The sequence below is a fragment of the Mesorhizobium sp. M7D.F.Ca.US.004.03.1.1 genome (assembly GCF_003998635.1).
Classification (GTDB): Bacteria; Pseudomonadota; Alphaproteobacteria; order Rhizobiales; family Rhizobiaceae; genus Mesorhizobium; species Mesorhizobium loti.
In genome coordinates this window covers 1-2396 of record NZ_RZQG01000887.1, presented here as the reverse complement: position 1 = coordinate 2396, position 2396 = coordinate 1, and the positions used below count along the sequence as shown (strand labels likewise).

At 63.3% G+C, this 2396-nt stretch carries 2 protein-coding genes and 1 pseudogene; 1 reads left to right on the top strand and 2 read right to left on the bottom strand.

The features are described 5' to 3' along the window. Together EN935_RS31380 and EN935_RS31375 are read right to left on the bottom strand one after the other, a co-directional pair. Positions 1–198 (bottom strand): annotated as a pseudogene (locus EN935_RS31380) (molecular chaperone DjiA); the annotation flags it as partial. 142 nt (positions 199–340) lie between these two features. Next, the gene (locus tag EN935_RS31375) at positions 341–601 is read right to left on the bottom strand and encodes a hypothetical protein (protein ID WP_109668284.1); all 261 of its coding nucleotides are present in this window, start codon (positions 599–601) and stop codon (positions 341–343) included. A 178-nt stretch (positions 602–779) separates the two neighbouring features. Here EN935_RS31375 and EN935_RS31370 point away from each other — a divergent pair. Beyond that, positions 780–2396: hydantoinase/oxoprolinase family protein (locus EN935_RS31370; protein WP_281040372.1), on the top strand; the 1617-nt coding region annotated here is incomplete at its 3' end.

The following is a 2396-nucleotide window of genomic DNA, read 5'->3' as shown; positions in this document are numbered from 1 at the left end:
ATCCTGGGTGACGATGCCATCGGCCTTGGCCATCTTGGCCGACAGCGCGATCATCGCCACCGAGAAGGCGACACGCCGGCGCAAATCCGCATCGCCGGAGAAAACCGTGCGCACGGCCTCGACGACATCGGCGACACCCGATGAGGCTGAAGATGAAACGCGGGTGATGAATTCGCCGAGGCGATCCCAAATCGACATGGCCTGCTTCTTAGAGCCACCGCCCCTTGCTATCAAGCCGGGACAGTGCCGCAGGCCTGCTGCGGCCAATGCGCGGACAGCATGAAAAAGGCCGACGTGAGCCGGCCTTTCTCATTCATCACACGAAGTACTGCGTTACTGACTACTGCGCGGGCGCAGGAGCTGGTGTTGCCGGAGCCGGCTCGGCAGGCTTCTCGGGTGTGATGCTCTTCGTGGTCGAGTTATCCGTTGCCGGAGGCGTCGCGGCCGGCGGCGTGGCCTCCGGGGTAGCCGGCTTCATCGGCTGTTCGGCGGCCGGCGGGTTGGTACTCTGGGTGGTGGTGTTATCCGTGCCGCTGTCACTGCAGGCGGCAACGCCAAGCAAGGCCAGCGCGGAAACGGACGCAAGAATGAGCTTTTTCATATCATCTCTCCTTCAACAGACGCTCACGTTCCAGTGAACGCTCGAAGAGGAAATGCATTAGATAGCCATGAGTTTCGTAACGTTGCGTGTCCGCATGTAACATCATGCGCATGGCCGTTGCCGGCCAAGCCATTGCGAACTAACAGATTGCATCGACAAAATGCCGGGAGCATGCCGCATGACCACGAAGTGGGATTTCTGGATCGACCGCGGCGGCACGTTCACCGATGTCATCGGCCGCGACCCGCAGGGCGGGCTGCATCCCCGCAAGCTTCTCTCCGAAAATCCCGAAGCCTATACCGATGCCGCCATCCAGGGCATTCGCGACCTGCTCGGCCTGTCCGCTGGCGACGCGATCCCGCCCGGCCTGATCGGCGACATCAAGATGGGCACCACGGTCGCCACCAATGCGCTGCTGGAGCGCAAGGGTGACCGCGTGCTTTTGCTCATCACCAAGGGCTTTCGCGATGCGCTGAAGATCGCCTACCAGGCGCGCCCGGACATCTTCGCCAAGGAGATCATCCTTCCCGAGCAGCTCTACGAGCGCGTCATCGAAATCAACGAGCGCGTGCGCGCAGACGGCTGCGTCGAACAATTGCTCGACATCGCCGCCTGCCGGCCGGCGATCGAACAGGCCAGGGCCGATGGCATCGACGCCGTGGCCATCGTCTTCATGCATGCCTGGAAATACCCCGACCACGAGAAGGCGGTGGCAAAGGTCTGCCGCAAACTTGGTTTCGGCCAGGTCTCGGTCAGCCATGAGGTCTCGCCGCTGATCAAACTGGTCGGCCGCGGTGACACCACGGTGGTCGACGCCTATCTGTCGCCGATCCTGTCGCGATATGTGCAAAGGGTGGCGGGAGAGTTGGGGATTGTTGGAAGCGGCGCCAGCACTGCCGCCGAGGGACCGCACCAACCTCATCTCATGTTCATGATGTCGTCGGGCGGCCTCACCGCCGCCGACATGTTCCAGGGCAAGGACGCGCTGCTGTCCGGGCCGGCCGGCGGTGTTGTCGGCATGGTCGAGACGGCGAAGCTCGCCGGCTTCAACAAGGTCATCGGCTTCGACATGGGCGGCACCTCCACCGACGTCGCCCACTATGACGGCGAATACGAACGTGCCTTCGACACCGAAGTCGCCGGCGTGCGTATCCGCGCGCCGATGATGCGAATTCATACTGTCGCAGCCGGCGGTGGCTCGATCCTGCACTACGAGGCCGGCCGCTTCCGTGCCGGGCCGGATTCCGCAGGCGCCAATCCCGGCCCTGCCGCCTACCGGCGCGGCGGCCCGCTCGCCGTCACCGATGCCAATGTCATGCTGGGCAAGCTGCAGCCCGATTTCTTCCCGGCCATTTTCGGACCCGGCCAGGACCAGCCGCTCGATGTCGAGACGGTGCGGTCAAAATTCGCCGTGCTGGCCGCCGAAATCGGCGACAGCCGTACGCCCGAGGCTGTCGCCGAAGGGTTCGTCACCATTGCCGTTGAGAATATGGCCAACGCCATCAAGAAGATTTCCGTCCAGCGCGGCTATGATGTCACCGAATATCTCCTGAACTGTTTCGGTGGCGCTGGCGGCCAGCACGCCTGCCTGGTCGCCGACGCGCTCGGCATGGAGGCGGTGCTGATCCATCCCTTCTCCGGCCTGCTGTCGGCCTATGGCATCGGCCTGTCCTCGGTCTTTGCCTCGCGCCAGCAGGCGCTGCTCAAGCCGCTTGCCGAAGAGTCCAGAACGGAGATCGGCAACCTCATTGCCATCTTGAGAAAAGCAGTCATCTCCGAACTCTCAGCGCAAGGC

Coding starts and splice junctions, on each gene's coding strand:
- EN935_RS31375 (WP_109668284.1), bottom strand. CDS start 601: ATGAAAAAGCTCATTCTTGCGTCCGTTTCCGCGCTGGCCTTGCTTGGC.